2 protein-coding genes are annotated in these 2152 nt (G+C 71.7%); both read left to right on the forward strand.

The genetic code is table 11. The annotated features are described in order from the left end of the window. Nucleotides 1-187: 187 nt before the first annotated feature. The gene (locus tag GTW43_RS20030) at nucleotides 188-1831 is read left to right on the forward strand and encodes a glycoside hydrolase family 13 protein (protein WP_161303393.1); all 1644 of its coding nucleotides are present in this window, start codon (nucleotides 188-190) and stop codon (nucleotides 1829-1831) included. Between the two features lie 160 nt (nucleotides 1832-1991). Continuing rightward, nucleotides 1992-2152 (forward strand): LacI family DNA-binding transcriptional regulator (locus GTW43_RS20035; protein WP_161303394.1); only part of this gene is annotated, 161 nt, incomplete at its 3' end.

The raw sequence follows: 2152 nt of genomic DNA on the forward strand, positions 1-2152 counted from the left end.
GAGCATCCCGATGATCATCGTGTTCTTCTTCTTCCAGCGCAGCATCATGGCGGGCCTCACCGCCGGCAGCCTCAAGGGCTGACCTCCCCCGCGCACCGCACCCCTCAGAGCACTCCGCCGCCGGCACGACCTGTCCGTGCCCCCGCACCGCCGGCGGCGGAGTCCCATCTGCCCGAAAGGACCTCCCGTGGCAGCTGTTCCCTCGTCCCGCACCGCAGACTGGTGGCGCGACGCCGTCATCTACCAGGTGTATCCCCGCAGTTTCGCGGACGGAGACGGCGACGGCACCGGAGACCTGGCGGGCGTCCGCGCCCGGCTGCCGTACCTCGCCGAACTCGGCGTCGACGCCGTGTGGTTCACCCCCTGGTACCTCTCCCCGCTGGTCGACGGCGGCTACGACGTGGCCGACTACCGCACCATCGACCCGGCCTTCGGCACCATCGAGGAGGCGGAGAAGCTCATCGCGGAGGCCGCCGATCTGGGCATCCGCACCATCGTCGACATCGTGCCGAACCACGTCTCCGATCAGCACGCCTGGTTCCGCGCGGCCCTCGAGGCCGGCCCCGGCAGTCCCGAGCGGGAGCTGTTCCACTTCCGTGCCGGACGCGGCGAGCACGGTGAACTGCCGCCGAACGACTGGCCGTCGCAGTTCGCCGGCGACACCTGGACCCGGGTGTCCGACGGCGAGTGGTACCTCCATCTGTTCGCCCCGGAGCAGCCCGACCTCAACTGGGCCCATCCCGCCGTGCGCCAGGAGCACGAGGACGTGCTGCGCTTCTGGTTCGAGCGCGGTGTCGCGGGCGTCCGCATCGACTCGGCCGCGCTGCTCACCAAGCGCGCGGGCCTGCCGGACTTCGTCGAGGGCGTCGACCCGCACCCGTACATCGACCAGGACGAGATCCACGACATCTACCGCTCCTGGCGCCGGGTCGCCGACGCGTACGGCGGTGTCTTCGTCGGCGAGGTGTGGCTGCCGGACGCGGAGCGGTTCGCCCGCTATCTGCGCCCCGACGAACTGCACACGGCCTTCAACTTCAACTTCCTCGCGTGCCCCTGGGACGCCGTGCGGCTGCGCCGCACGATCGACGACACCCTCGCCGAGCACGCCCCGGTCGCCGCACCGGCCACCTGGGTCCTGTGCAACCACGACGTGACGCGCACGGTCACCCGGTACGGCCGGGCCGACAGCGCCTTCGACTTCGCGACGAAGGCCTTCGGTACCCCGACCGACCTGGAGCTCGGCACCCGCCGGGCCCGCGCCGCCGCCCTGCTGACCCTGGCCCTGCCCGGCTCCGTCTACCTCTACCAGGGCGAGGAACTCGGTCTGCCCGAGGCCGAGATACCCCGCGACCGCATCCAGGACCCGATGCACTTCCGCTCCGGCGGAACCGACCCCGGCCGGGACGGGTGCCGGGTGCCGCTGCCGTGGGCCGCCGACGCGCCCGCGTACGGGTTCGGCCCCGAGGGGGAGCCGTGGCTGCCGCAGCCCGCGGACTGGGCCGGGTACGCCGTCGACCGGCAGTCGGCGGATCCGGCGTCGATGCTGACGCTCTACCGCACGGCGCTGCGCGTGCGGCGCACCTCCCCCGGCTTCGGGGACGGCCCGATGAGCTGGCTCGACACCCCCGCCGATGTGCTGGCCTTCGCCCGCGCCGACGGCCTGGTGTGCGCCGTGAACCTGGGCACCGGCGCGGCCGCGCTGCCGCCGTACGAGCGCCTGATCCTGTCGAGCGGCCCGCTCGACGGCCGGGGTCTGCTGCCGCCCGACACGGCGGTGTGGCTCTCCTGCGACCCCCGGCTCCTGGCGTCGTGGAGCTCCTCTTCCGCGTGATGCCTGCCTGCCCGCCCGCGGCACGTGCGACGGATCGGACGACGGCGGTGCCGTCGTCCGATCCGTCGCGTGTGTGCGCCGTTCCGGCAACTGATGGCAGTCCGAACGGAACTCAGGATTCGGCGCAATTTTTTGACCGAAGTTGCATTATTCTTGCGTCATGACACGACGACTTGCTCAGGTTGCACAGAAGGTAGGGGTCAGCGAGGCAACGGTCAGCCGTGTCCTGAACGGAAGACCCGGTGTCTCCGAGGCGACCCGGCAGTCCGTCCTCACCGCCCTCGACGTCCTCGGTTACGAGCGCCCCACCCAACTGCGCGG

This window comes from Streptomyces sp. SID5785, from assembly GCF_009870065.1.
GTDB lineage: Bacteria > Actinomycetota > Actinomycetes > Streptomycetales > Streptomycetaceae > Streptomyces.